The organism is Nocardia sp. NPDC046763 (assembly GCF_040645495.1).
Classification (GTDB): Bacteria; Actinomycetota; Actinomycetes; order Mycobacteriales; family Mycobacteriaceae; genus Nocardia.
Window position 1 is genome coordinate 36,508 of the sequence record NZ_JBEYYI010000005.1, and the last position, 23,033, is coordinate 59,540.

The 23,033-nt window shown below is 68.6% G+C and carries 18 protein-coding genes; 14 read left to right on the forward strand and 4 right to left on the reverse strand.

The features are described from left to right. Positions 1 to 14 precede the first annotated feature (14 nt). From ABZ909_RS09670 to ABZ909_RS09680, 3 genes are all read left to right on the forward strand, one after another. Positions 15 to 986, forward strand: a complete 972-nt coding sequence (locus ABZ909_RS09670) for an alpha-E domain-containing protein (RefSeq protein WP_356997395.1) — start codon at positions 15 to 17, stop codon at positions 984 to 986. 70 nt (positions 987 to 1,056) lie between these two features. Then, entirely contained in the window at positions 1,057 to 1,902 is an 846-nt protein-coding gene (locus ABZ909_RS09675; protein WP_356997397.1) for a transglutaminase family protein, read from the forward strand. A gap of 64 nt (positions 1,903 to 1,966) precedes the next feature. Next, on the forward strand, positions 1,967 to 2,746 hold the full coding sequence (locus tag ABZ909_RS09680; RefSeq protein ID WP_356997399.1) for an aquaporin: 780 nt from the start codon (positions 1,967 to 1,969) through the stop codon (positions 2,744 to 2,746). Positions 2,747 to 2,809: 63 nt separating this feature from the next. On the opposite strand, the gene ABZ909_RS09685 is transcribed toward ABZ909_RS09680, so the two are convergent. Continuing rightward, a complete protein-coding gene (locus tag ABZ909_RS09685; RefSeq protein ID WP_356997401.1) occupies positions 2,810 to 3,391 on the reverse strand; it encodes a type II toxin-antitoxin system PemK/MazF family toxin in 582 nt (193 codons plus the stop codon). A 459-nt stretch (positions 3,392 to 3,850) separates the two neighbouring features. Between ABZ909_RS09685 and lepA the strand changes: the two genes are divergently transcribed. The 3 genes from lepA to ABZ909_RS09700 all read left to right on the forward strand — a co-directional run bounded on the left by lepA (position 3,851) and on the right by ABZ909_RS09700 (position 9,932). Beyond that, a complete protein-coding gene (gene lepA / locus ABZ909_RS09690) occupies positions 3,851 to 5,698 on the forward strand; it encodes a translation elongation factor 4 (protein ID WP_356997402.1) in 1,848 nt (615 codons plus the stop codon). A 221-nt stretch (positions 5,699 to 5,919) separates the two neighbouring features. After that, positions 5,920 to 8,121, forward strand: coding sequence for a hypothetical protein (locus tag ABZ909_RS09695; RefSeq protein ID WP_356997404.1), 2,202 nt, complete (start codon positions 5,920 to 5,922; stop codon positions 8,119 to 8,121). Next, positions 8,118 to 9,932, forward strand: a complete 1,815-nt coding sequence (locus ABZ909_RS09700; protein WP_356997405.1) for a hypothetical protein — start codon at positions 8,118 to 8,120, stop codon at positions 9,930 to 9,932. Before ABZ909_RS09695 ends, ABZ909_RS09700 begins: the two co-directional genes overlap by 4 nt. Positions 9,933 to 9,999: 67 nt before the next feature. Here the strand turns inward: ABZ909_RS09700 and ABZ909_RS09705 are convergent, their stop codons facing one another. After that, a complete protein-coding gene (locus tag ABZ909_RS09705) occupies positions 10,000 to 11,898 on the reverse strand; it encodes a glycoside hydrolase family 15 protein (protein ID WP_356997895.1) in 1,899 nt (632 codons plus the stop codon). Between the two features lie 237 nt (positions 11,899 to 12,135). Here ABZ909_RS09705 and ABZ909_RS09710 point away from each other — a divergent pair, with 237 nt between their 5' ends. Together ABZ909_RS09710 and ABZ909_RS09715 are read left to right on the forward strand one after the other, a co-directional pair. Next, positions 12,136 to 12,372 carry a hypothetical protein gene (locus tag ABZ909_RS09710; protein WP_356997407.1) on the forward strand — a complete coding sequence of 79 codons (237 nt, stop codon included), beginning with the start codon at positions 12,136 to 12,138 and terminating at the stop codon, positions 12,370 to 12,372. Between the two features lie 128 nt (positions 12,373 to 12,500). Continuing rightward, positions 12,501 to 12,749, forward strand: coding sequence for a hypothetical protein (locus ABZ909_RS09715; RefSeq protein WP_356997409.1), 249 nt, complete (start codon positions 12,501 to 12,503; stop codon positions 12,747 to 12,749). Between the two features lie 70 nt (positions 12,750 to 12,819). Here ABZ909_RS09715 and ABZ909_RS09720 read toward each other — a convergent pair whose 3' ends face one another. Continuing rightward, positions 12,820 to 13,863 (reverse strand): M48 family metallopeptidase, encoded by a 1,044-nt coding sequence (locus ABZ909_RS09720; RefSeq protein ID WP_356997410.1) that lies wholly within the window; start codon positions 13,861 to 13,863, stop codon positions 12,820 to 12,822. Positions 13,864 to 14,007: 144 nt separating this feature from the next. Between ABZ909_RS09720 and ABZ909_RS09725 the strand changes: the two genes are divergently transcribed. The 6 genes from ABZ909_RS09725 (at position 14,008) to ABZ909_RS09750 (ending at position 19,774) form a co-directional block, all read left to right on the forward strand. Further along, a complete protein-coding gene (locus ABZ909_RS09725) occupies positions 14,008 to 14,097 on the forward strand; it encodes an Ms4533A family Cys-rich leader peptide (RefSeq protein WP_328601465.1) in 90 nt (29 codons plus the stop codon). Between the two features lie 190 nt (positions 14,098 to 14,287). Beyond that, positions 14,288 to 15,325: a sulfate ABC transporter substrate-binding protein gene (locus ABZ909_RS09730; protein ID WP_356997412.1), complete on the forward strand. Its 1,038-nt coding sequence runs from the start codon at positions 14,288 to 14,290 to the stop codon at positions 15,323 to 15,325. Between the two features lie 125 nt (positions 15,326 to 15,450). Then, the gene (gene cysT, locus ABZ909_RS09735) at positions 15,451 to 16,260 is read left to right on the forward strand and encodes a sulfate ABC transporter permease subunit CysT (RefSeq protein ID WP_356997897.1); all 810 of its coding nucleotides are present in this window, start codon (positions 15,451 to 15,453) and stop codon (positions 16,258 to 16,260) included. Next, positions 16,260 to 17,069, forward strand: a complete 810-nt coding sequence (gene cysW / locus ABZ909_RS09740; protein WP_356997413.1) for a sulfate ABC transporter permease subunit CysW — start codon at positions 16,260 to 16,262, stop codon at positions 17,067 to 17,069. The genes cysT and cysW overlap by 1 nt, the downstream gene beginning before the upstream one ends. Further along, positions 17,066 to 18,061 (forward strand): sulfate ABC transporter ATP-binding protein, encoded by a 996-nt coding sequence (locus tag ABZ909_RS09745; protein ID WP_354835064.1) that lies wholly within the window; start codon positions 17,066 to 17,068, stop codon positions 18,059 to 18,061. The genes cysW and ABZ909_RS09745 overlap by 4 nt, the downstream gene beginning before the upstream one ends. Before the next feature lie 150 nt (positions 18,062 to 18,211). Beyond that, entirely contained in the window at positions 18,212 to 19,774 is a 1,563-nt protein-coding gene (locus ABZ909_RS09750) for an NAD(P)/FAD-dependent oxidoreductase (protein ID WP_356997415.1), read from the forward strand. A 28-nt stretch (positions 19,775 to 19,802) separates the two neighbouring features. On the opposite strand, the gene ABZ909_RS09755 is transcribed toward ABZ909_RS09750, so the two are convergent. Further along, a complete protein-coding gene (locus ABZ909_RS09755; protein ID WP_356997417.1) occupies positions 19,803 to 23,006 on the reverse strand; it encodes a carboxyl transferase domain-containing protein in 3,204 nt (1,067 codons plus the stop codon). Positions 23,007 to 23,033: the final 27 nt, after the last annotated feature.

The following is a 23,033-nucleotide window of genomic DNA, read 5'->3' on the forward strand; positions in this document are numbered from 1 at the left end:
TAGGTGGTCGGATCATGTTGGCGCGCAATGCCGAATCCCTCTTCTGGATCGGGCGTTACGTCGAGCGTGCGGAATATACGGCACGCATTCTCGATGTCGCGGTCCATCAGCTCTTGGAGGACGCCACCGTCGATCCGGACCGAACCTCGCGGGTGCTGCTGCGGGTACTGGGCATCGAGCCGCCCGAACAGGACCGGGAATTGGATGTGTGGTCGGTGACCGAGCTGGTGGCCTTCGGCCGCGACGGCGGCTCCATCGTCGATTCCATCAGCCGGGCGCGTGAGAATGCCCGGGGCGCACGGGAAGTCACCTCCACCGAGATGTGGGAGTGCCTCAATGCCACCTTCAACGGGCTGGCGGCGGCCGAGCGGGCGGCGCGGGCGCTGGGGCCGCACGAGTTCTGTCACTACATCACCGATCGCGCCGCCATGTTCGCCGGACTCTCCGATTCCACCCTGAGCCGCGACGACGGTTATCGATTCCTGCTGCTGGGCAGATCCATCGAACGCGTGGATATGACTGTGCGCCTGTTGCATTCGCGCGCCGGTGACCGCACCTCCTCGCCTGCCTGGGTGACGGTGCTGCGCTCGGCGGGGGCCCACGACCCGTATCTGCGCACCCATCGCGGCGTGCTCGACGCCAATCAGATCGCGGAATTCATCCTGCTCGACCGTCTGTTCCCGCGATCGGTATTCCATTCGCTGCGGGTGGCCGAAACCTGTCTGCAGGAATTGGATCAGCGCCCCAACAGTCAGTTCGCGGCGCGTCACGAGGCGCATCGCCTGCTCGGCCGGGCGCGCAGCGAACTGGAATTCCTGCCCTCGTCGGTGCTGCTGGAGGATCTGCCCAGCCGGCTGCTGTGGCTGCAGCAGACCTGCCGCGAGGTGGGGGAGGCCGTGGCGCTGCAGTACTTCCACGCCGAATCGTGGGTGGCGTGGACGGGGCTGCACGGTCGCGGCGCGGACCGGGTCGAGGAGATGGCGTGAACAGTCGGGCCCGGAGGAGGCAACGCAGTGTAACCACGGAAGGCCCTGTTCACGCCGAGGAGGGCACAGCATGAGCTGGCGGATGCGGGTGGTGCACACCACCGGATATGTCTACGACGCGCCGGTCACCCGGTCGTTCAACGAGGCCCGGCTCACCCCGCGCGCCGACAGCCGGCAGACGGTGATCCTCAATCGGGTCGACACCGTGCCGTCCACCCGGTCCTACCGCTACGTCGACTACTGGGGAACGGCGGTGACCGCCTTCGACCTGCACGCCCCGCACACCGAGCTGGAGGTCACCAGTGCCTCGGTCGTCGAGACCGAGCCGTTCGCCGGACCGCCCGAGGAGCTGTCCTGGGATGAGTTGCGCGACGACGCCATTGCCGACCGCTTCGACGAACTGCTCGAGCCCACCGTCTACGTCCCGCGCGAGAAGCGGCGGCTGGCCCCGGTGGCCCGGCAGCTGGCGCGCGGCGTATCGCCGGCGAAAGCGGTTGTCCGGGCCTCGGAATGGGTGCACCGGGAGATGAACTACCTGGCCGGTTCCACCTCCGTGCACACCTCGGCGGTGCAGGCCTTCGCCGAACGGCAAGGCGTGTGCCAGGATTACGCGCACCTCACGCTGCTGCTGTTGCGCGGCATGGGGATTCCCAGCCGCTACGTGTCCGGCTACCTGCATCCGGACCCGTCCGCCGAGGTCGGTCATACCGTCGCGGGCCAGATGCACGCCTGGGTGGAGGCCTGGACCGGGCAGTGGTGGGGCTACGACCCGACCAACAACATCCCCGTCACCGAGCAACACGTATCGGTCGGTGTGGGTCGCGATTACGCGGATGTGCCCCCTCTCAAAGGTATCTTCAGCGGGAGCGGCTCGACCGATCTCGAGGTCGTAGTGGAGATAACTCGCCTGGCCTGAGGCGTTTTCGGCTCGTGCCGCCGGCTCTTGTCGGTGCGTTGTCCACGCCAGCGGAAGGTAGCCGATGTCCCCTACAGCTCAGGAAGTCGCCGAGGATCGGGTCGAGCCGCAGCCGCCCACGCTCGGGCGCAAGGCATACGCCGAGACATTGGGCACCTTCGTGCTGGTCCTCGGCGGCGTGGGCACCGCGGTACTGGCGGGCAGCCGAGTCGGTGCGCTCGGCGTGGCGGTGGCTTTCGGCCTGACGTTGCTGTTCCTGGTGTACTCGATCGGGCCGATCTCGGGTTGCCACGTGAATCCCGCGGTCACCGTGGGTCATCTGCTCCTGGGGCGGATCACGATCGTTGTCGCGGCGGTCTATTGGATCGCGCAGTTCATCGGCGGTCTGCTGGCGGGCGCGGTCATCTACGCCGTCGCCAAGAACCTGCCCTCCTACGACCGGGCCAAAGACGGTCTGGGAGCGAACGGTTGGGGCGAGCACTCCCCGTCGAAGCTGGTGCTCGGTGATGTCACCACAAATGGGTACGGGCTGGCGGCGGCCATCACGGTCGAGGTGATCCTGACCGCGCTGCTGGTCTTCGTGGTGCTGGCCTCCACCGACCAGCTGTCGGACATCCCGTTCGCCGGACTCTCGATCGGCTTCGCGCTGGCCGTCGTGCACCTGATCTCGATCCCGGTCGACAACACCTCGGTGAATCCGGCCCGCAGCCTGGCCGTCGCGTTCTATCAGGACGGCGCGCCCCCGCAGTTGTGGGTGTTCATCGTGTTCCCGCTGGTCGGCGGCGTTCTCGGGTCCCTGGTCTACGGAATGCTGTACGGCCGCTCCCGCAATGTGGACAGCTGACACCTCTCGATACCGACCCCTCGCTTCATCCTGGAGCGGGGGGTCGGTCGTATCGGGAAGCCGCTAGTGCCAGTGGTATTCGGCGCAGAGCCGGTGCGCCACCTGGTCGAATGTCTTGCGGGCGAGGATCGCACCCTCGCGGCGAATGCCCATCTCCGGGACATCCAGGACACGATCCAGCCGCACCCAGCTGTCCCGTCCGGCGCTGTCCCACGGGCCGGAGCCGATTCCCACCCAGTTGGGATGGTGCGCGTGTTCGGAATTCGAGGACAGCATGAGTCCGAGCAGCGTGTCGCCCTCGCGGCCGACCACCAGCACCGGGCGGTCCTTGCCGTTGTCCGGGTCCTCCTCGTAGGGAACCCAGGTCCACACGATCTCGCCGGGATCGGCCCGGCCGTCGAGCTGCGGGCTGTAGACGATGCGGCGCGCGCGTTCGTGCGACGGCACTCCCGCCGACGATGTCGGCCGGACATTGACGCCCGGACCCTTGCGCGGCGTTCCCACCGCCTTCAGCGCGCGGTCCCACATCGTCGACTGCCGCACCCGCCCGATCAACTTCGGGGCCTGCTGCGTGACGAGCTGGGTGCCCTGCTCCTTAGCCACGATCCCCAACTGCTTCCCCAGAGCGTTCCACCTGCCGGCCATGTCCGGCAGCCTAACGGCGGACAACGGGATTCTCACCTGTACCCGATTGGCCTGCGCCCGAAGACAGCTCGCCCGTAGGTTCGCGGCCGTTTCGATTCTGGACTGCGGCTTGATGGACCTCCGCCTCGGAGCGGGGAAGCGAAGCGGAGGAGGGAAGAATCGAGACCTCCGGGCCGCGAGCCCGCCGGAGCGGAGCGGATTGGCGTACGCCCGAAGGCAGCTCACCAGCAGGTTCGCGGCCGTCTCGTTCTGGACTGACGGAGCGGGGGAGCGAAGCGGAGGAGCGGAGGAGGGAAGAACGAGACTTCGGGGCCGCGAACCCGCCGGAGCGGAGCGGAGGCAGAAAATGACGGAAGAACGAGACTTCGGGGCCGCGAACCCGCCGGAGCGGAGCGGAGGCAGAAAACAGAGCACCGTAGACTTCGGGGTTGACATGCCGCTGTTTTGCCATGCCGAGGAGTGACTCCGATTAGCAGCTTCGCCGACAAGACGTTCACCGATCCCAGCCGGATCAGGAACTTCTGCATCATCGCGCACATCGACCACGGGAAATCGACCCTGGCCGACCGCATGCTGCAACTCACCGGAGTGGTCGAGGAGCGGGCCATGCGCGCCCAGTACCTGGACCGCATGGACATCGAGCGTGAACGCGGCATCACCATCAAGGCCCAGAACGTGCGGCTGCCGTGGCAGGTCGACGGCGAGGACTACGTCCTGCACCTGATCGACACCCCGGGACACGTCGACTTCACCTATGAGGTGTCGCGTGCGCTGGAGGCGTGTGAGGGCGCGATCCTGCTCGTCGACGCGGCGCAGGGCATCGAGGCGCAGACCCTGGCCAACCTGTACCTGGCCATGGAACGCGATCTCACCATCATCCCGGTGCTCAACAAGATCGATCTCCCGGCCGCCGACCCGGACCGCTACGCCGCCGAGCTCGCCCACATCGTGGGCTGTGAGCCGGAGGACGTGCTCCGGGTGTCGGGCAAGACCGGTGTGGGCGTGCCGGAGCTGCTGAACAAGGTGATCGCGGAGATCCCGTCGCCGGTCGGCGATGCCGACGCGCCCGCCCGCGCCCTCATCTTCGACTCGGTCTACGACACCTACCGCGGCGTCGTCACCTATGTGCGTGTGGTGGACGGCAAGCTCACCCCGCGCCAGAAGATCAAGATGATGTCCACCGGCGCGACGCACGAACTGCTCGAGATCGGCATCGTCTCGCCCGAGCCCAAGTCCACCGCGGGCCTCGGTGTCGGCGAGGTGGGCTACCTCATCACCGGCGTGAAGGATGTGCGGCAGTCGAAGGTCGGTGACACCGTCACCTCCGCGCGCGACGGCGCGACCGAGGCCTTGGCCGGGTACCAGGAACCGCGGCCGATGGTGTACTCGGGTCTCTACCCGGTCGACGGCTCCGACTACCCGGACCTGCGCGACGCCCTGGACAAGCTGCAGCTCAACGACGCCGCGCTGACGTACGTGCCGGAAACCTCTGTGGCGCTGGGCTTCGGCTTCCGATGCGGCTTCCTGGGACTGCTGCACATGGAGATCACCCGTGAGCGCCTGCAGCGGGAATTCGGCCTGGACTTGATCTCCACCGCGCCCAACGTGATCTACCGCGTGGTCATGGAGGACGGCACCGAGCACGTGGTCACCAACCCGTCGTTCTGGCCAGAGGGCAAGGTGCGGGAGATCTACGAGCCGATCACCAAGTGCACGGTGATCGCGCCCAGCGAATTCATCGGCACCATCATGGAACTGTGCCAATCCCGGCGCGGCGAGCTGCTCGGCATGGACTATCTGTCCGAGACCCGCGTGGAGATGCGGTACACGCTGCCCATGGCGGAGATCATCTTCGACTTTTTCGACTCGCTGAAGTCGCGCACCCGCGGCTACGCCTCGCTCGATTACGAGGAGGTCGGCGAGCAGCAGGCCGATCTGGTCAAGGTGGACATCCTGCTGCAGGGCGAGGCCGTCGACGCGTTCTCGGCCATCGTGCACCGGGATGCCGCCCAGGCCTACGGGCACAAGATGACCACCAAGCTGCGCGAGCTCATTCCCCGGCAGCAGTTCGAGGTGCCGATCCAGGCGGCCATCGGCTCGAAGATCATTGCGCGCGAGAACATCCGGGCGATCCGCAAGGACGTACTCGCCAAGTGCTACGGCGGTGACATCAGCCGTAAGCGCAAGCTGCTCGAGAAGCAGAAGGAAGGCAAGAAGCGCATGAAGACGATCGGTCGCGTCGACGTGCCGCAGGAAGCCTTCGTGGCCGCGCTGTCCACCGATTCCGCCACGGACAAGAAGAAGTAGCGGACTCCCGGTCGGCCGGTCAGGCGCAAGGTTCGGTATGCAGCTGAAAAATGGGTCTTCCGTACTGATATGCCGGGTGACAAGCTATGTGACGCACCGCTGAGCGCACCGCCTCCGACCTGGTGGATGTGACAGACCGGTTATCCGGAAATAGGGTGTGAAACGAGTTTGGTTCGGCGGCCCGCGCGGCGGGTCGCCGAAGCCCTGAGAGCGGAGCCCAGATGACGCGTGATCTGCCCTTCGACGACGCTGCCGATACCGGTGACAACGGCGGAGACGCCGCCTACCGCATTGCCAACGGAGTCGCGCGCGTGGCCAGGGCAGGCGCGTACGTCACCGGTGGCGCGCTCATCGCCGCCGGTGGCAATCACGGCGGTACCCCGGCCATCAACCACGACAGCAAGAATGTGGGCTGGTCGCAGGTCGACGACCCGCAGCCGAATGTGCCGAGCCCGACCGTCACCTTCCCGGACCTGACCGCGGATTCGGTGCGCCCGCACCACGGTCCGGCGGCCGCCGCGCCGGTGAACGGGCACTTCGGCCCGCTCGGCGACTACCAGCACGGCACCGACGCGGGACTGTTCCCGTCGCTCGACGCGATCCCGGCCAACGACCCGGCGATCTCCGGCTTCCACGGCCTCGGCCTGCCCGACACCGACACCGGTGCGTCCGGCCTGCCGACCTACGGGCCGCGCCCCGGCTGGGGTCTGCCGCTCGACAATTCCACTGACCAGCAGGCGGATTCGGCTCCGGCCCAGCCGCATCTGCCGACCCTCGACCAGCAGCAGCCGAACTTCCTGCAGGGTCTGCCCGGCTTCCAGCAGGGCCTGCCCGGTTTCGGGCTGCCCGGCGCCACCGGGATGCACCTGCCCGGGATGAACGGCGCGTCCTTCGCGCCCGGCGCCGACACCGGTCTCGCCGACCACTCCGGCGCGTTCGACGGCGTCGGCAGCACTGCCGGCCAGGGGACCGGTCTCTTCGTCGGCACCGACTGGTCGTTCGACGCCCATGTCGGGCTGGACGGCGCGTGGATCCACTCGAATCTGTCGATGGATGTGGGTGTCGGTGCGGTCGGGCACCAGCTCGATGCCTACGGTCAGCAGCTGGGACAGGGGATTTCGCACATCCCGGCGAATACCACGTTGCCGAACAACGGTGGTGCGCCGAGCCTGCCGGGCGCATCGACGCCCAACAACCTGGGGCAACCGTTCCCGTCGCAGGGGTCGGCCACGCCCGCTGCGGCGAATTCCGTTCCGGGCCAGGGCATGTCCGAGGCACCGACGGGTTCCGCGTCCACTTCCGCTGTGCCGGGCTCGAATTCGCCCGGGGTCGCGAGCGGCTCGTCGCTGAATCTGTCCGGATCGCCGGTCGGTGCGCCGACCACCGCCGCGCCGTCGGGTCCGCTCTCCCTCGGGACCACCCCGGTCACGCCGTCGGCGTCGGCTGCGCCCGTGACGTTCCCGCCGGCGAACGCGCCGGTCGCCGCGCCCGTGGCGACCGCCGCCGTCGCCCCGGTCGTGGCCGCGCCGGTCGCGGTGGTGCAGCCGCTCGCGGTGACGCCGTTGCAGACCACCATCCAGCCCGATGCCGCCAACCAGCCGATCGCGAATCTGCTGTCGACGCACGGCGGTCCGTCGCCGCTGACCGCGCCCGCGGCCGTGGCCCCCGCACTGTTCGATCATGGTCGCCAGCCCGTGCTGGCCAGCGGTGAGCCCACCGCGCCCGGCCACCCGGTGACGCTGGCGGACAAGCCGCTCCCGTCGGAGGCCACGCCGACGCCCGCCCCGCACGTCAGCGTGCCGGTCAAGACCGATCCCGCGCCGGTGCTCACCACCGTGCCGCCGATTCCGACCACCAAGATCCCGGGCCTGGACCCCGATCTCACCAAGGGCGGCAGCACCCCGGTCGCGACCGCGCCGGTGACCCCCGGTGGCGACACCGACATCACCGTCAAGCCGCAGAAGCCGGTGGACGATTCCGGGACCCACGGCAGCACGCCGACCGTCACGGTACCCACCGACGATCCCGTACCGACCCATCAGCCGACCGTCACCAACCCGCCGCACCCGACCGCCCCGACGGCGCAGCCGACCGTGCCGACCGTGCCCGATCACAGTGGGCAGCCCAGTGTTTCGGTCGCGCCCGTGCCGACCGTCGCCCCGGCGCCGACCGTGCAGCAGCCGATCACCACGCCGCCGCACATCGACCCGCCGCAGCCGGTGAAACCCATAGCGGATCAGTTCGATTCGGGTAAACACGTGCTGCCGATCGCCGACGACTCCGCGCTGCACCCGCTCTCGGTGCACGACGGCGGTCTGCTGGTGCACGATGCCGGGCTGTTCTCCGGCCTCGGTCCCGATGCCTCGTTCGTCGACGCCCACTCCCCGGTACAGGGTCCGGGCGATCACATGCTGCTGCTGTGATCGCCCCCGGTCATCAGGTAGCGGTGAAGAATCCCGATGCGCTGGGTCCGCTGGTCGATCTGCTCGACCGGCTACTCGAACTGACCCACGCCTCCGGCCGGCTCGATCTGTCCGGGCGGCTGGGCATCGCGCGTGCGCGCCTGGCCGACCCGCGGGTGCGGCTGGTCGTGGTGGGCGAATCCAAGAGCGGGATGAGCACGCTGGTCAACAGCCTGGTCGGGGCCGCGGTGAGTGCCACCGAGGGCCAGGCCAGCGTCCCGGTGATCGCCGAGTACGGTCCGCAGCCCAGCGCCACCCTGGTGAAGGCGAGCCCGGGCGGCACCGCCCAGCGCACCGCCGTGGATCCGCAGGCGGCGCTGGCCGAGCTGGATTCCGGTGACGTCATCCGGGCCGAGTTCACTCAGCCCAGCCCGCTGCTGGCGGAGGGCTTCGTGGTGCTGGACGCGCCCGGCGCGCCCGCCGAGGCGCCGGCCACCTGGTCGCTGATCGCCGCCGCGGACGCGGTGCTGTACGTGGCCGATGCCCGGGCGCCGTTCACCCCGGCGCAGATCGAGCAGCTGCAGCGGATTCAACAGGTGTGCCCGACAGTCGTCTGCGTGCTCAACAAGATCGACCAGTATCCGCAGTGGCCACAGGTGCAGCAGCACGACCGGCAGCTGCTCGACGACGCCGGGCTGGCCTTCGCGGTGGCCCCGGCCTCGGCGCGGCTGCACGAGCACGCGGCCGCCTCGGGGGACGGGCAGCTGGATCTGGAATCCGGTGTGCCGCAACTGCTCGACCATCTGCGCTCCTATGTGCTGGGCCGCGCGGACGCCGTCGCGGTGGAGGCCGCGGTGCGCGACATCCGGCTCATCACCGACCATCTGTCGCTGGCTCTGCGCAGTGAGGCCGAGACGCTGCGGGATCCGCGCCGGCTGACCGTCATCACCGAGCAGCTGCGCCGCACCCGCGAGGAGGCCGAGCAGCTCCGCCAGCGCTCCGCCAACTGGCAGGTCACCCTGGCCGACGGCGCGGGCGAGCTGATGGCCGACACCGAACACGATCTGCGGCACCGGCTGCGCAGCCTGATCCGCGACGCCGAGGCCGACATCATGAAGGCCGATCCGGTTCGGCGCTGGGCGGATTTCGGCGCGGATCTGGACGCCAAGATCTGTGAGGCGGTGGAGGAGAACTTCGTCATCGCCCACTACCGGTCGGTGGAGCTGGCCGAGCAGGTGGCGGCGAAGTTCCCCGACAGCGGCATCCCCACCCCCGATCTCAAGCTCGACAATCCTGGCGATGTCGGCGCGGTGCTGGAACCCGTTGCCGCGCTGGACAATCTGGACAGCGCCAAGCACGGCATCACCCAGCAGGTGCTGACCGCGCTGCGCGGCTCCTATGGCGGCCTGCTCATGGTCGGCCTGATCACCAGCCTGCTGCACATGTCGCTGGTGAACTGGTACTCCGGCGGCGCGGCGGTGCTGCTGGGCGTGAACGCGCTGTGGGACGACCGCAAGGCTCGCCGCCAGCGCCGACAGGCCGAGGCCAAGATGGCGGTGGCCCGGCTCATGGACGATGTGATCTTCCAGGTGAGCAAGGAGTCCCGCTACCGGCTGCGCGCGGTGCAGCGCAGCCTGCGCGATCACTTCACCGAGATCGCTACGGCCACACTGCGTTCGGTGGACGCGTCGCTGCGCGCCGCCGAGGAGGCGGCCACCGTGCACTCGGGCGCGGGGCGGGAGGCCCGGCTGACCGAGATCGAGCGTTCGCTGGTCCGGTTGCGCGATATCCGGGAGCACGCCGACGCCATCGGCGAGAACCCCTCGTACTGACGAGAATCCCTGGTACCGAAAGGAATCGGCCGCGAGAGCGGCCGATTACTTTTTCCCGGTGGTCTTTTCAGCGCCCAAAGTGGGCCGGATGGAACTGGCCCACGTGATGGGATTCCTCGGCCCGGATCACGTGCATGACCGCGTTGATCAGGGCCAGGTGGGTGAAGGCCTGCGGGAAGTTGCCCAGGTGTCGTCCGGTCCGCGAGTCGATCTCCTCGGCGTACAGCTTGAGCGGGCTGGCATAGCCGAGTAGCCGCTCGCACAGCTGCCGGGCGCGGTGCAGCTCACCGATTTCCACCAGCGCCGACACCAGCCAGAACGAGCAGATGGTGAACGAGCCCTCCTCGCCGGACAGGCCGTCGTCGGTGGTCTCGGTGCGGTAGCGCAGCACCAGGCCGTTCTCGGTCAGGTCGTCGGCGATGGCCAGCACGGTGGCCCGCACCCGGTGATCGGTGGGCGGCAGGAAGCGGAGCAGCACCACCAGCAACAGTGAGGCATCCAGGGTGTCGCTGCCGTAGCTCTGGGTGAACACGCCCTCGGAGTTGACGCCGTTGTCGAGGATGTCGGCGCGGATCTCCTCGCCGATCTCGTGCCACTTCCGGGCATAGTCGAATTCCCCGTGCAGCTCCGCCAGTTTCGCGCCGCGGTCCAACGCCACCCAGCACATGACCTTCGAGGAGGTGAAGTGCTGCGGCTCGCCGCGGACCTCCCAGATACCGCGATCGGGGCTGCGCCAGTTCTCGATTGCCGCCTGCACCTGTCGTTCGAGCATGGGCCACAACGTTTCCGGCACCTGCTGACGCGACTTCACGTGCAGGTACACGGAATCCAGTATGGTGCCCCAGATGTCGTGCTGGTCCTGGTTGTAGGCGCCGTTGCCGACGCGCACCGGTCGCGCCCCGTCGTAACCGGACAGGTGCGGGAGTTCGGACTCGGTGATCTGGCGTTCCCCGCCGATGCCGTAGAGCACCTGCAGCGCCACCGGTTTGCTGTTGTCGTCGGTCGCGACATCGTGCAGGAAGGCGAAGAAGTCGTCGGCCTCCCGATCCAGGCCGAGGGTGTACAGACCCCACAGGGCGAAGGTGGAATCGCGCACCCAGGTGTAGCGGTAGTCCCAGTTGCGTTCGCCGCCGGGGGTTTCCGGCAGCGATGTGGTGGCCGCCGCCAGCAGCGCGCCGGTGGGCGCGTAGGTGAGGCCCTTCAATGTCAGCGCGCTGCGCTGCAGGTAGCCGCGCCACGGGTGATCGGGGAAGCGCCCCAGCGTGATCCACTGCCGCCAGCATTCGGTGGTCTGCCACATCTTCTCCGCCGCCTCGGCGAAGGTGCGCGGCGGCGGCAGGTCCGACCAGGACAGGGCCACGAACACCTCGTCGCCCTCCTTCATGCGGGTGCGGGCGCGGGCCTCGCGGCCCTCGATCCCCAGCCGCAGATCCGTGGTCAGAGTGAGGCCCGGGGCGCCTTCGATATCGCAGGTGGCACTGGCCCTTTCGTACACGTCGCCGCTGTAGTGCCAGGTGGCCGGGCCGCGGTGGTAGTCGAAGGCGGGTTCGCAGCTCATCTCCAGCTCGACCACGCCGTTCACGCACTTCACCGTGCGCAGCAGCATGTGCTCGGCATCCCAGTCCATGGGCGTGCGCTTGTGGCTGCGGCTGCGGGACCGGTTGTTGTGCCACGCACCCAGCACCAGCGCGTCACGCACGATGAGCCAGCCGGTCTCGGTCTGCCAGGTGGTTTCCACGATCAGCCCGCCGGGCAGATACCGGCGGGCGGCCGGCACCTTGCGGCCGTAGGGGCCGATGCGGAAGTGGCCCGCGCTGCGGTCCAGCATGGCCCCGAAGATGCTCGGGGAGTCCGGCCGCGGGATACACATCCACTCCACCGAGCCGTTGCGGGCGATGAGGCAGTTGGTCTCGCAGTCGGACAGGAAGGCGTAGTCGTCGATGGGGGGAAACACCGAATGATGCATCGCGCCGGTCGCGGTGGGCAGGAAGGCGTCCGCCAGGGTGGGGTCCGCGGGCGAGAGGGGGTCCTGCGGGGCGTCCACCTCGGACGGCTCGTCATAGTTCGCGTCGGGATCGATGCCTGTCTCGCTGCCCAGCGGACGGTCGGCGGATTCCGGTTCGTCGTACGCATCCATACCCACCATGATCGGTCTGAACGGCCCGAATCGTCCACCACTGACCAGTCGGCCTAGGCTGGGGTCGTGCATGCGATTGCAGGATGGTGGGACGGCGTCGAACTCTGGGTGGCCGGCCTGCCCTTCGTTCCCCAGTTCGCGGTGGTGCTGGCGGCCATGGTGCCGGTCTGCCTGGCCATCGCCTACCTGCTCGACCGGACGTTGCGGGTGGTGCTGCGGGTCCTCGGTCGTGATCGGATCGCCACGCGGGAGGCGACTGTCCCCGCCACGCCGCCGCGCCGCATCCGGAAGGAAGCCGCCTGAGATGCCTCGCTCCCGTGTCCAGCTCGCCCTGATCGCACTGCTTGTTCTCGTAGTCGTCGCCTGGTTGTTCACTCGCTGAGCGAGTTTCGGTACCGCTCGGGCGAATTCTCGGCGTACTGTGCAGACCCATGTCAACCGATGAAGGCCTGGAACTGGTGCTGTCCGAAGAAGACTTCGAGGACGAGCCCCGTCTGATCGCTACCCACTACTGCGGCCCCGACGAGGCCATCGACATGGTGAAGGCCGCCCAGCTGCTGGGCCTGGGCGTGCGCCTCACCAACCGCATCCGCCCCGACGAGGAGGATGCCGAGAGCGCTACCGAGGAGTGGATCCTCGACATCCTCGAGACCCCGCCCGTGGTCGAGGGCGACGAGTAGCCCTGCGGGTTACCGAGCTTCGAATCGAATGGGGATGCGGGGGCCTGGCCCCCGCACCCTCATTTCCCTGTCAGTCGTCGGATCCGCGGATTCGCTTGCCCAGCTTCGACAGTGTGTCGCTCACTTCCTGGCCCACCGTGCCGACCGCGGCCCCGACATCGCGGCCGAGGTTGCGCACGGTGCGGATGAGGGGGTCCTCGGACTGGTCGAAGTTCTCCCGGTAGGACCGGGCGGCGTGTTTGATCTCCTCGCTGATGCGGACGTTCTTGTCCTGATCCCGGCGCGGGTACTGGCCGTCGAGAATCCGGTCGTAGTCGCCGCTCGCGATCCAGCGCCGCAGTTCGGCCGCCCGCAGCACCGAGAACGGATGGGTCTGCAGCTCCAGATTGAGGAGTTTGAGCACGCCGTCGCGCAGGTCGCCGGCCCGGTCGTAGTCATCGGCCTGGGCCAGGAAGGCGGCATGGCTCATCTGGTCCACCCGCGATCCGCCCGCCAGCTTCATGTGCACCCGGACCGACGCCTCCACATCCTGTCCGACCAGCAGCCCGGCCCGGTCGCCGGACAGTTCGGACTTGCGGCTCCACTCCAGCAGTGCCGCCACGATGGCGCGTAAAGCCCAGCCGCCCACCGGCATCCAGCCGACATTGGCCGCCAGCCGCATCAGGTGCATGAGCATGGTCCGATAGACCGCGTGCCCCGACAGGGCGTGCCCGAGCTCGTGGCCGACCACGAACCGCAGTTCCTCGGGATCGAGCAGATCCAGCAGCCCGGTGGTCAGCACGATGAACGGCCGGTCCATGCCGATGGTGAAGGCATTGGCCTCCGGCTGCTGCAATACGAACATCTCCGGCGTGCGCTGCGCGTCGAGGATCTTGACCGCGTCCTCGCGCAGCTGATGGATGTTCTTGAACTGCCGCTCGTCGACCCGCACCGCGGTCGCCAGGTACATGAGCCGGTGCTGCCGCTCCTGCAACAACCCGGACAGCGTGCGCAGCAGGGTGTCGAATCCACTCAACTGCCGCAGCCCGACCAGTGCGGTGCGGTCGGCGGGATGCTCCCAGGCGCGAGTGGAGATGCCGGGGAACTCCCGGCGGATACGAGCGGGTGTAGTCATCGATTCCCCCGTGTGTGTTCGGCAGGCGACGCGGTATCGGGCCGCTCGATACAGTCTGCCGCGTCCGTCCAGGGTTGCGCTCGAGTCGATTCCACCGCCGTCCGAAACTCGCGACCTGACGTGCTGCTCTGCTAAAGTCGCCGGGTGTCTTCGAGTGTTGTGCCCCAGGTCCGCCATGAATTGGCGTTGATCGCTGTGGGTTGCCTCGCGGTCGCGGACATTCACTGTCGCTGATGGCCGATCGGGCACTGCTGCACGTCTGAGTAGACTTGGCGCGCGCATTTTTCGCAGTTCGTGTTCGTCCCCCGGCGGCCCTCGGGCCGGAGCGCCACCGTCGCGGCATTCCCGAGCGACGGGTCTACGGCAGTACGTCATTCCCGCCGGCCGACGTCCCACCGGCGGGTGCCCCGAAAGGTCCACGCCGATGTCGCGCAATATTCGTCTCTCCCGCCGATCTACCTTCGCCGTCGCGCTCACCGCGGTCGCGGCCACCGTGCTCACAGCCTGCAGCGGCGGCGCGAGCGACACCAAGGACAGCGGTCCGGCCAGCGGAGGCGGCGGCAATATCAACCTCTACGCCTATTCGGTGGCGAAGGCCGCCTACGACAAGGTGATTCCGGTCTTCAACAAGACCGATCCCGGCAAGGGCACCCAGTTCCAGGCCTCCTACGGTCCCTCGGGCGATCAGTCCCGCAAGGTGAAGGACGGCGCCGAGGCGGATGTGGTGAGCTTCTCGGTCGAGCCCGATATCACCCGCCTGGTGGACTCCGGTCAGATCGACGCGGGCTGGAACTCCGACGCCAACAAGGGTGTTCCGTTCGGTTCGGTGGTGGCCATCGCGGTCCGCAAGGGCAATCCGAAGGGCATCAAGAACTGGGACGACCTGCTCAAGCCGGGCACCGAGGTGGTCACCCCCAACCCGTTCAGCTCGGGCTCGGCCAAGTGGAACCTGCTGGCCCCGTACGCCGCCAAGAGCGATGGCGGCAAGAACCCGCAGGCCGGTCTGGACTACCTGAGCCAGCTGCTCACCCATGTGCACGTGCAGCCGAAGTCGGGCCGCGAGGCCACCGACGCCTTCCTGCAGGGCACCGGTGACGTGCTGATCAGCTACGAGAACGAGGCCATCTTCTCCGAGGCCAAGGGCGATCCGATCGAGCACATCGTGCCCGACACCACCTTCCGCATCGACAACCCGGTGGCGGTGCTGAAGAACGCCAAGAACCTCAAGCAGGCCATCGCCTTCCGCGACTTCCTCTACACCAAGGACGCGCAGCAGGCGTTCGCCGAGGCGGGCTTCCGCCCGGTCGATCCGCAGGTGCGCGCGGACCACGCCAAGGACTTCCCGACCCCGCAGAAGCTGTACACCATCGACGATCTGGGTGGCTGGAAGACCGTGGACAAGGATCTGTTCACACCGAACACCGGCTCGGTGGCCCAGATCTACGACAAGGCCACCAAGTAGCCGGGTGACCTGCGACACAAGTGATACTCGAAACCGTGAGTGACAGCAGCTCGACCGCCGGAGCCGATCCTGGTTCCGGCGTTTCGGTAGACGACAACCCGCGTCGGTCGGCGGGTCCGGGCCGGATCCGTTCCTGGTTCCGGGTGAGCGGGTCGGTGGGCCCGCTCGGCATCGGCACCTCCGTGCTGTGGCTCAGCATCATCGTGCTGCTGCCGCTGGCCGCGCTGACCGTCAAGTCCTTCGAGGACGGCTGGTCCGGGTTCTGGGACGCGGTCACCGCTCCCGGCGCGCTGGACGCCCTGCAGGTGACCGTGTTCGTGTCGGTCATCGTGACGCTGATCAATGTGGTGATGGGCACGCTCATCGCCTGGGTGCTGGTGCGCGACGAGTTCCCGGGCAAGGGCTTCGTGAACGGGCTCATCGATCTGCCGTTCGCCCTGCCCACCATCGTGGCCAGCATCGTGCTGCTGGCGCTGTACGGGCCGCAGTCGCCGTTCGACATCCACCTCAATGCGACCCAGCCGGGCCTGGTGGTGGCGCTGGCGTTCGTGACGCTGCCGTTCGTGGTGCGGTCGGTGCAGCCGGTGCTCATCGAGGCCGACCAGGATGTGGAGCAGGCGGCCGCGTCGCTGGGCGCGGACAACTGGACCACCTTCCGGACCATCATCCTGCCGACGCTGGCGCCCGCCATCGTGAGCGGCTCGGGCCTCGCGTTCGCGCGCGCCATCGGCGAGTACGGGTCGGTGGTGCTGATCGGCGGCGGCATCCCGAAGAAGACGCAGATGGCCTCGCAGTACATCCAGCAGCAGATCGAGGTGGACCGCCCGGTGAACGCCGCCGCGGTCTCGGTGGCGCTGCTGGCAATCTCGCTGCTCACCCTGTTCGTCCTGCGGGTCGCGTCGGACCGTTTGGCGCGCCGGGAACGGGAGTCCTGATGAAGCTCGGTTTCTGGACGAAGATCTCGCTGCGCACGGTGGCGCTGGCGTATCTGTTCGTGCTGTTGCTGGTGCCGCTGGGCATCATCCTGTGGCGCACCTTCGAACGCGGTTTCGGCGCGTTCTACGACTCGATCTCCACGCCCGCGGCGATCTCGGCGTTCAACCTGACCCTGACGATCGTGGCGATCGTGGTGCCGGTGAATGTGATCTTCGGTGTGATCATCGCGCTCGCCCTGGTGCGCGGGAAGTTCCCCGGCCGCAATCTGCTGCAGGCCGTGGTGGATCTGCCGATGGCGACTTCGCCGGTGGTGGTGGGTGTTTCGCTGATCCTGCTGTGGGGCGCCAACGGCTGGTTCGGCGGGCTGGACCACCACGGCTTGAAGATCATCTTCAATCTGCCGGGCATGGTGATCGCCACCATCTTCGTGACGCTGCCGTTCGTGGTGCGCGAGGTGGAACCGGTGCTGCACGAGATCGGCGACGATCAGGAGCAGGCCGCGGCCACCCTGGGCGCGTCGGGCTGGCAGACGTTCTGGCGCATCACGCTGCCGGCCATCCGCTGGGGCCTGACCTACGGCATCGTGCTGACCGTGGCGCGGGCGCTGGGTGAGTTCGGCGCGGTGATCATGGTGTCCACCGGCCTGCCCGGAAAGTCACAGACGCTCACGCTGCTGGTGAACGGGCGATACGTGAACGATCACAACACCTTCGGCGCGTACTGCGCGGCGACGCTGCTGATGGGCATCGCCCTCGTCGTCCTTCTGCTCATGACCCTCCTCGAACGCAAGCGGGGCACTGCCAAATGATCACCGTGACCAATGCGAACAAGCGGTACGGCACCTTCGCCGCGCTCGATGATGTCAGCATCGACATCCCGTCGGGTGAGCTGACCGCGCTGCTGGGCCCGTCCGGTTCGGGCAAGTCGACGCTGCTGCGCTCGATCGCGGGACTGGAGACGCTCGACAACGGCCTGGTCACCATTGCGGGCCGCGATGTCACCAATGTGTCGCCGCAGAAGCGCGATATCGGCTTCGTCTTCCAGCATTACGCCGCGTTCAAGCACATGACCGTGCGCGACAATGTGGCCTTCGGGCTCAAGATCCGCAAGCGGCCCAAGGCCGAGATCAAGAAGAAGGTCGACGACCTGCTCGAGATCGTCGGCCTGGACGGCTTCCAGCACCGGTATCCGGCGCAGCTGTCGGGTGGTCAGCGTCAGCGCATGGCCCTGGCCCGGGCGCTCGCGGTGGATCCGCAGGTGCTGCTGCTGGACGAGCCGTTCGGCGCGCTGGACGCGAAAGTCCGTGCGGACCTGCGTACCTGGCTGCGGCGGCTGCACGAGGAGGTGCACGTCACCACCGTGCTGGTCACCCACGATCAGGAGGAGGCCCTGGATGTGGCCGATCGCATCGCGGTCATGAACAAGGGCCGCATCGAGCAGGTCGGCACTCCGGAGGACGTGTACGACCGGCCCGCCAATGAATTCGTCATGTCGTTCCTGGGCGCGGTGGCCAAGCTGAACGGGCATCTGGTGCGGCCGCACGATATTCGCGTCGGCCGGGATCCGAGCATGGCGCTGGCCGCGCACGAGGGCACCGCGCAATCCGCCGGTGTCACCCGCGCGACGGTGGAGCGGGTCGTGCAGCTCGGGTTCGAGGTGCGGGTGGAGCTGCGCAACGCGGCCACCGGTGATCTGTTCACCGCGCAGGTGACTCGTGGTGACGCCGCCGCGCTGCACCTGGCGGAGGGCGAGACCGTGTATGCCCGCGCCACCCGGATCCCGGAGCTTCCGGTCTCGTAAATTAGTCCCGTTTAAGCGATTTCAGCGAGAAGTCACGACACTCCCAATTGATCTACCGATTGGCGAATTGCCCCGACGCCGGCACGCCGGATCTCGCTCTGCCGTAGCGTGAGCCTCGAAACGTGCAGGTCCAGAGGGGAAACAGCGGACGTGACGAGTGCGGGTGGAAAACGGGCCGGGATCATCGGGGCCGGTATCGCGGGGCTGGTCACCGCGAAAGTGCTGCGAGACGACGGATTCGAGGTCGTCGTCTTCGACAAGGAGGGCGCGGCAGGCGGGGTATGGATCGAGGCCCGGACCTATCCGGGCCTGCGCACCAACAATTCCCGTGATACCTACGCCTACTCCGATCACCCATATCCGGAGTCGGCCGAGGTGTTCCCGACGGCTGCGCAGGTGCGGGACTACCTGGCGTCCTACGTGGAGCGCTTCGGGCTGTCGCCGCTGCTGCGGCTGTCGACCGAGGTGATCCGGGTGTCCGAGGCGGGCGAGGGCTTCGTGCTGAAAGTCTGCGGCCCGGACGGGGTCGAGGAGCTGCGGTTCGACTTCGTGGTGGTGTGCGCGGGCGTGTTCTCCAACCCGCAGCTCCCGGTCATCGAGGGCGAGGAGGAGTTCGGCGGCGTGCGGCTGCATTCCAGCCGGGCCACCGATCCGAGGCTGTTCACCGGCCGGCGGGTGGTGGTGGTCGGGGCCGGGAAGTCGGCGCTGGATTGCGCGGCCTGGGCGGGGGAGCACGCGCGGGAGTGCACGCTGGTGTTCCGCCGGGCCCATCCGATGCTGCCGCGGTTCCTGCCGGGCCGGGTGCCCTCGGACCGGATCATCCTGAACCGCAGCACCGAAGCGTTCTTCCGCTATCACCGGCAGACCCTGATCGAGCGATTCCTGCACGGGCCGGGCAAGAAGTTCACCGAACGGTATTGGCGGGTGATCTCGGCTTCGATGCGGTTGCTACTGCGGTCGCCGAAGGTCATGGTGCCGGACGCGCCGCTGCCGGCGGGGATCGAGAATCTGGGTGTCAGCGACGAGTTCTTCCGGATGGCCCGGCGCGGGCGAATCTCCTTGCGGCGCGACACCATCATGGCCTTTCCCGGCGGAACCGCGGTCCAACTGGCCGGGGGCGATCAGCTCGACGCCGATGTCGTCGTCTTCGCCACCGGCTGGCGGCAGGAGCTGGAATTCCTGGCGCCCGAGCTGGCCAAGACCGTCCGGGTCGAGGGCCGGTTCCAGCTCTACCGGCACATTCTGCCGCCGACGCTGCCGCGGCTCGGCTTCATCGGATACGGCTCGTCCGACGCCTGCCAGCTCACCGCGGAGGTGTCCGCGCACTGGCTTTCCCAGCATTTTCTGGGTGAGCTCGCCCTGCCCGGCGTCGACGGCATGCACAGGGAGATAGCGCGTGTCGGGACGTGGCTGGGCGAGGTCATGCCCGAACGCAGGGAGGGCTACTACCTCGGCCCGTACCTGACCCACCACATCGACGAGCTGATGGGCGACATGGGTCTGCCCACCCGGCGCACCGACAACTTCGTCACCGAGTACTTCGACACAGTGTTGCCCGGCCGGTACGCAGATCTCACCGAGGAACGCCTGCGGGCCCGGATATCCGGGTCGCGGCGTCGCAGGTATGTGAGCGTCGGCTCTTCCCTCGGGGGAGTCGCGGCGCTCACCATGGCCTATGCCTCCTACCGGAAGATCCGGGGCCGGTCGGTGTAGCGATGCCGGTTCACGGCGCGGAGTTCTCTCAGCGCAGGGTCCGTACCCAGCGGCGGGTGTCGGCCGGGTCGATGACGTCGTCGAGTTCGAGAACCGTTGCGGCGGTGAGGGCCTTGCCGCTGTCGTAGGCGGCCTGGACCAGTGCATCGAAGGCGGCCTGCCGCTGCACCGGATCCTCGATGGCGGCCAGCTCCTTGGCGAAGCCCAGGCGGACCGCGCCCTCCAGGCCCATGCCGCCGATCTCGCCGGTGGGCCAGGCGATCACGAAGCGGGGTGCGCGGAAGGAGCCCGCCGCCATGGCCTGCGCGCCCAGGCCGTAGCCCTTGCGCAGGATGACGGTGCCGAAGGGCACGTCGAGGGCGGCGGCGTCGATGAACAGGCGGCTGAACTTGGTGACGGTGGCGTGCTCCTCGGCCTCGGGGCCGACCATGAAACCCGGTGTGTCGCAGAGGGACACGATGGGCAGGCCGTGGGCGCCGCAGAGCTGCAGGAAGGCGGACAGTTTGTCGGCCGCCGGTGCGTCGATGGCGCCGCCCAGGTGGTGGCAGTCGTTGGCGATGAGGCCGAAGGGGTGGCCCTCGACCCGGACCAGGGCCGTGACGATGCCGACGCCCCAGTCCCGGCGCAGTTCCAGCACCGACCCGATATCCACGATGGCGTCGATGGCCGCGCGAATGTCGAAGGCGCGCAGCCGGTTCTCGGGCACCACGTGGCGGGCCAGGCGCGGGTCGGGCGCTTCCCACTCCGCTTCCGCCCCTTGGAAGTACGACAGGTAGCGGCGGGCCAGATCGACCGCCTCGGCCTCGTCGGCGGCGACGATGTGGACGACGCCATTGCGGCGCTGCACCTCGATCGGGCCGATGTCCTCGGGCGCGTACACGCCCAGTCCGCCGCCCTCGATCATGGCGGGGCCGCCCATGCCGATATTGGCGTCGGGGGTGGCGATCACGACATCGCACATGCCGAGCAGGGCGGCATTGCCGGCGAAGCAGCGGCCGGAGACGATGCCGATGAGCGGCACCGTGCCCGACAGCGCGCCCATGGCGCGGAAGGTGGTGACGTCCAGTCCGGAGATGCCGCCGTGGTCGGTGTCGCCGGGGCGGCCGCCGCCGCCCTCGGTGAAGAAGACCACCGGAAGCCGTTGCTCGCGAGCCAGTTCCAGCATGCGGTCGGTCTTGGCGTGATTGCGCATGCCCTGGGTGCCGGCGAGCACGGTGTAGTCGTAGGACATGACCAGCGCGCGGGTGCGGTCCGGTCCGAAGCGGCCGGCATTGATGGTCGCCACGCCTGCGATCAGGCCGTCGGCGGGGGTGTTGGCGATCAGGTCCTCGAGGCTGCGGCGGCTGCGCTGGGCGGCGACCGCCAGCGCGCCGTATTCGACGAAGCTGTCGGGGTCGACCAGGTCGGTGATGTTCTCGCGGGCGGTGCGGCGGCCGAGTCGATGCCGCTTGGCGACCGCGGTCTCGCGCCGGGCGTCGAGGGTGGTGTCGTGGCGGTCCAGCACCTCGGCGAGGTCGGCGCGTACCGAATCCAGGTCCACCACGGTCGATTCCGCGGCCGGGCCGTCGTGGTCGGCGCCCACCCAGGTGACCAGGATGGCGTGCGGGTCGACCACGGCACCCGGTGCGACCGCGTGCCGCAGCACCCGCAGCGGTTCGGTCGCGCGCAGCACGTGCTGCATCTTCATGGCCTCCAGGACCGCGACCTCGGCTCCCGCGGCGAGAACCGTTCCGGGCTCGGCCAGCGAGACGACGGTGGCGCCCATCGGTGAGCGCAGGGCCTGTTCGCCTTCGTCCAGATCGAGCTCGGCGGCAGCGGCCTGCAGTACCGGCTGCGGCCCGGTCGGATCCTCGAAACCCTCTGCCCGGGAGCGCAGGTCGTCGAGGCGCCGTTCGAACCAGGCCGTGGTCACCGGGCCCGCGTCGCCGAGTTCGGCGAGCACGGCGCGCAGCAGGTGCAGGTTGGTGTCGACACCGCCGATCACGGTCTCGGCCAGCGCGTCCGAACACCGTTGCAGCGCGGCGCGGTACGACGGCGCGGACGTGATGATCTTCGCGAGCAGCGAATCGAACTGCACCCCTTGCCGCATCCCCACCTGGGCGGCGGTGTCGACCCGCACGCCCATGCCGGTCGGGACGTCGAAGCGGCTGATCACGCCGGTGCTCGGCAGCACCGTGCTGTCGGCCGCGAGCAGTTCGGCATTGACCCGCGCCTGCACGGCGTAGCCGCGGGTCTCGTTCTTGGGCAGATCGAGTTCGGCCAGCGTGCGGCCCTGTGCCAGGTCCAGTTGCAGCGCGACCAGATCCACACCGGTCACCGCCTCGGTCACGGTGTGCTCGACCTGCAGGCGCGGATTCACCTCCAGGAACCAGACATTCGTGCCGTCCACCAGGAACTCCACGGTGATGACGCCCCGGCAGCCCACCGCCTCGGCGATGAGTACCGCCTCCCGCTGCACCCGATCCCGCACGGCCGCGGGCAGTTCCGGCGCGGGCGCGATCTCGATGACCTTCTGCCGCCGCCGCTGCACGCTGCAATCGCGGTCGCCCAGCGCCACCGCGCCGAGCCCGTCGGCCACCACCTGCACCTCGATGTGCCGTGCCCGGTCGACCAGGGCTTCGGCGTAGACGCTGTCGTCGCCGAATCCGGCGAGGGCCTCGGCCCGGCAGCGTTCGACGGCCTCCGCCAGCAGCGCCGCCTCGGTCACGGGCCGCATGCCCCGGCCGCCGCCGCCCGCCGCGGCCTTCACCATGACGCCGCCGGGATGTTCGGCGAGCAGCGCGGCGATCTCGTCTACTCCGGCTCCGGCCCGGGTCGCGGGCAGCACCGCTGCCCCGGCGCGCGCGGCCGCCTCGCGCGCCGCGACCTTGTCCCCGAAAATCCGCAGCGCGTCCGGTGCGGGCCCGACGAAGGTCAGTCCCGCCGCCGCGCAGGCCGCCGCGAACTCCGCACTCTCGCTGAGGAATCCGTACCCCGGGTGTACGAGCGCGCCCGGTCCGCAGGCCGCCGCGGCACACACCACGGATTCGACATCGAGGTAGCTCGCCGCGCCGCTGCCGGGCAGTACGAGCGCCCGGTCGGCTAGCCGGACCGCCAGACTTCCGCTGTCCTCGGCGGTGTGCAGCACCTCCGTCACATACCCGAGCTCCCGGGCCGTCCGCACCACCCGGACCGCGACCTCACCACGATTCGCCACTACCACTCGCACGCCGCCAGGCTCCACAACTCGCACGCCGCCAGGCTATGGCACGAATCACCC

Bases quoted from the DNA above. Each gene is read 5' to 3' on its own strand.
- ABZ909_RS09685 (WP_356997401.1), bottom strand. From the start codon at position 3,391: ATGGCCGGCAGGTGGAACGCTCTGGGGAAGCAGTTGGGGATCGTGGCT.
- ABZ909_RS09730 (WP_356997412.1), top strand. From the start codon at position 14,288: ATGTCGCGCAATATTCGTCTCTCCCGCCGATCTACCTTCGCCGTCGCG.
- ABZ909_RS09745 (WP_354835064.1), top strand. From the start codon at position 17,066: ATGATCACCGTGACCAATGCGAACAAGCGGTACGGCACCTTCGCCGCG.
- ABZ909_RS09715 (WP_356997409.1), top strand. From the start codon at position 12,501: ATGTCAACCGATGAAGGCCTGGAACTGGTGCTGTCCGAAGAAGACTTC.
- ABZ909_RS09680 (WP_356997399.1), top strand. From the start codon at position 1,967: ATGTCCCCTACAGCTCAGGAAGTCGCCGAGGATCGGGTCGAGCCGCAG.
- cysW (WP_356997413.1), top strand. From the start codon at position 16,260: ATGAAGCTCGGTTTCTGGACGAAGATCTCGCTGCGCACGGTGGCGCTG.
- ABZ909_RS09670 (WP_356997395.1), top strand. From the start codon at position 15: ATGTTGGCGCGCAATGCCGAATCCCTCTTCTGGATCGGGCGTTACGTC.
- ABZ909_RS09695 (WP_356997404.1), top strand. From the start codon at position 5,920: ATGACGCGTGATCTGCCCTTCGACGACGCTGCCGATACCGGTGACAAC.
- ABZ909_RS09720 (WP_356997410.1), bottom strand. From the start codon at position 13,863: ATGACTACACCCGCTCGTATCCGCCGGGAGTTCCCCGGCATCTCCACT.
- ABZ909_RS09675 (WP_356997397.1), top strand. From the start codon at position 1,057: ATGAGCTGGCGGATGCGGGTGGTGCACACCACCGGATATGTCTACGAC.
- ABZ909_RS09705 (WP_356997895.1), bottom strand. From the start codon at position 11,898: ATGCATCATTCGGTGTTTCCCCCCATCGACGACTACGCCTTCCTGTCC.